Source organism: Halomonas sp. 3D7M (assembly GCF_014897885.1).
Lineage (GTDB): Bacteria > Pseudomonadota > Gammaproteobacteria > Pseudomonadales > Halomonadaceae > Vreelandella.
Map to the genome: position 1 here is coordinate 1 of NZ_JABUZF010000083.1, position 3,398 is coordinate 3,398.

At 53.1% G+C, this 3,398-nt stretch carries 3 protein-coding genes; all 3 read left to right on the plus strand.

All coding sequences use genetic code 11. From position 1 onward, the window contains the following. Positions 1–1,602 (plus strand): SLC13 family permease (locus INT22_RS03145; RefSeq protein WP_193067674.1); only part of this gene is annotated, 1,602 nt, incomplete at its 5' end. Positions 1,603–1,675: 73 nt separating this feature from the next. Then, positions 1,676–2,341, plus strand: a complete 666-nt coding sequence (locus INT22_RS03150) for an alpha/beta hydrolase (protein WP_193067675.1) — start codon at positions 1,676–1,678, stop codon at positions 2,339–2,341. Beyond that, positions 2,342–3,337, plus strand: a complete 996-nt coding sequence (locus INT22_RS03155) for a YihY/virulence factor BrkB family protein (RefSeq protein ID WP_193067676.1) — start codon at positions 2,342–2,344, stop codon at positions 3,335–3,337. It begins immediately after the preceding gene. The last annotated feature ends 61 nt before the right edge of the window (positions 3,338–3,398 follow it).

Here is a 3,398-nt window from a genome sequence, read left to right on the forward strand (position 1 = left end):
TTGTTTACCGTGGCCTTCATGTATGTGTTGGTTGCCAGTATTCGTGAAACGGGTGGCATTGACCTGATTATTCGCTATGTACTGGGTCGCCCTAACAGTGAGCGGGGGGCGCTTGTTCGGCTGCTGTTACCCGTGGCATCGCTGAGCGGTTTTCTCAATAACACGCCCGTAGTGGCTACCTACATCCCTGCGGTAATGAGTTGGAGTCGGCGATTAAGGCTTTCTCCTCAACGGCTTTTAATGCCGCTCAGCTTTGCTTCCATTCTAGGCGGTACCATTACACTGTTTGGTACCAGTACTAACTTAGTTGTGCATGGTTTGTTAGTAGAGCGCTATCCCGCGCTTGAGATGGGGCTATTTGATTTAGCGTGGGTAGGTGTCCCTGTTGCGCTGGTGGGCCTTGCTTATCTTATCTTCTTAGGGCCACGCTTATTGCCCTCCCGAGAGGGGATGTCAAAAGCGTTTGCTAACCCTCGCGAGTTCACTATCGAAATGGAAGTTGATCCTGCAGGGGTGCTGGTTGATCGTACGGTGGAAGAGGCTGGGTTACGCCACCTTCAAGAACTTTTTCTAGTCGAAATTGAGCGTGCAGGTAATGTGGTGAGTGTGGTGGGGCCAGGCGAGCAGCTAAAGGCAGGCGACCGACTCGTTTTTGTGGGCACCTCGGACGCCGCTGTAGAGCTACAGCAGATTCGTGGACTCATCCCTTCTCGTGACGCCGCGTCGAGTTTGGAAAAAGAGTTTAAAGAGCGTCGCTTGGTTGAAGCGGTGGTATCGAACCAGTGCCAGTTTATTGGGCAGCGGATTCGTGACGGCCGTTTTAGAACGCTGTATGGCGCTGCTGTCCTAGCAATCTGTCGTGGCGGCGAGCGGGTAACCGGCAACTTAGGTCAAGTCCGTTTGCAACCTGCTGATGTACTGCTGTTAGAAGCGCGCCCTCCGTTCATTGAGCGCCATCGCCAATCGAAAGACTTTCTTTTAATTAGCGAGTTGAACGGCTCAGCGCGGCCTGTGCATGAAAAAGCCCCGCTGGCTTGGGCGATTCTGTTGGGGGCGGTGCTGTTGGCGGCATTAGGTGTCTTAAGTATGCTCAATGCTGCTATGTTGGGCGCGGCGCTCGCGCTGTTAACCGGTTGTTGTTCCGTGGGCGCTGCTAAGCGTGGCCTGGATACGCAAGTGTTGCTGACCATTGCAGCATCGTTCGGGGTGGGGGCTGCGCTGCAAACATCCGGCGCGGCGGATTTCCTGGCGGGCAGTGTTCTATCGTTGGTAGCGGGTAACCCATTGTTGCTATTAATTGCTACTTATTGCGTTGTGGCAATGTTAACCGAGTTGGTAACCAATAATGCCGCTGCGGTGATCATTTTTCCGGTGATCATGGCAGCAGCAGAAAGCCTGGGGGTTAACCCGATGCCCTACGTGGTGGCGGTAATGTTTGCTGCCTCGGCGAGTTTTTTAACGCCGATTGGTTATCAAACGAACCTTATGGTGCATGGCCCTGGCGGCTACCGGGTTAGTGATTTCTTACGTGTTGGTGGTGGCTTAAACCTTTTGACGGGAGCCATTGCCTTAACCCTTATTCCACTGGTTTGGCCGCTTTAAGCAGGCAAATGACTCGCCCAACGCGTCACTTTACGCTAGGGTGGCGCTTTTAACGTTAGCAAGGAAAGAGCCCATGACAGCCCCAGGCGAACTGATTATTGAACCGCAAAATGGTCAACCCGCCGATGCGTGCGTGTTTATTATTCACGGGTTGGGTGCCGATGGGCACGATTTCGAGCCGCTAGTGCCAGCTCTGACACTACCGGACTCAGCGCATGTGCGTTTTATTATGCCCCATGCGCCGCGCTTGCCGGTCACTATTAATGGCGGCATGGTGATGCCTGCGTGGTACGACATCCTCGCCATGGACTTAGGGCGTCGGGTAGATGAAGTGCAGCTGAAAACATCTGCTGAACGTATCCAGGCGCTGATTGAAGAACAGATTGATCAAGGGATCGACAGTCGTCGTATTATCGTAGCGGGTTTTTCCCAAGGTGGCGCAGTCGCTTATCAGGCGGCACTCTCGTTCCCTCAGCCTCTTGGCGGACTGTTGGCAATGTCGACCTATTTTGCGACGGCCGATAGCATCGATTTAGCTGACTCCAATCGTGAGATACCCATCGAAGTGCATCATGGGAATTTCGACCCCATCGTTCCTGAGACTCTGGGTCGCAGTGGTGTCGAACGCCTAAAAGAAATGGGCTACACGGTTAATTATCGCCAGTATCCGATGGCGCATGCGCTATGCCCGCAGCAGGTAAATGATATTGGTAAGTGGCTGAGCGAGCGGTTGGGCTAAGTGGGTAAGCAGTACCGAGGTCGTAGAGCTGGCGTACCTGGTGATATCCCTCGTGAGGGGTGGCTCGATATTATTTGGCGTGTAGTGCGTGCTGCACGTCGGGACCGGATTACTATCTTTGCCGCGGGCATCGCTTTTTATGCCCTGCTGGCGCTATTTCCGACCATTGCCGCCGTTATTTCTCTTTGGGGTTTGCTGTTTGATCCTATTGAGGCAGGTCGTCAGCTTTACGAAATTAGCCGCTTTATGCCACCGGATGCGGCAAACTTGATTGATCAGCAGGCTCAAAAGGTGGTCGAGACGACGGAGTCTGGCAATGTGATGACAGCGCTTGCGGGGCTGTTAGTGGCCATGTACATCGCATCGAAAAGTGTTTCCGTGTTAGTGATTGGCTTAAACGTAGTGTATGGCGAACACGAAAAGCGCCCGTTATTGTTGCGTGGTGTCGTGCTGGTATCGTTGACCTTTGGCTTGATCATAATGACGCTAGTGTCACTGGGGTTTATCGCCATTGTGCCGATAGTGGTGGATGCGCTGACGATTGAGCCACCGGTGAATAGTGTTTTGAAATGGCTGCGTTGGCCCGCGCTGTTGTTACTGATGAGCGTGCTTATTGCTTTGCTGTATCGTTACGCGCCTTATCGACGTTCTGCCCAGTGGCGCTGGTTAAACTATGGCACGCTGTTTGCCACCACTATGTGGTTACTAGGCTCAGGTGGCTTGTCGCTTTACGTACGGTACTTTTCTACCTTTAGTGAGTTGTATGGCTCTCTTGGTGCTGTTGTGGCGCTAATGCTGTGGTTTTGGCTGTCAGCGTTTGTGGTGCTGTTTGGTGCCGAACTCAACTGCGAAATGGAGCGCCAGACCTGCAACGACACAACGGTGGGAGCTGCTCGCTCACTTGGCGAACGTCAGGCATTTGCTGCCGACACGGTGGGTGTTGAAAATCCCTGGAATAGCGAAAATGTTGATGCGCGACACCAACCGCGGGATTAATGAACCTGTAAATAATAGCCACTAAACAACACCGCCCAGCTTTGCTGGGCGGTGTTGTTTA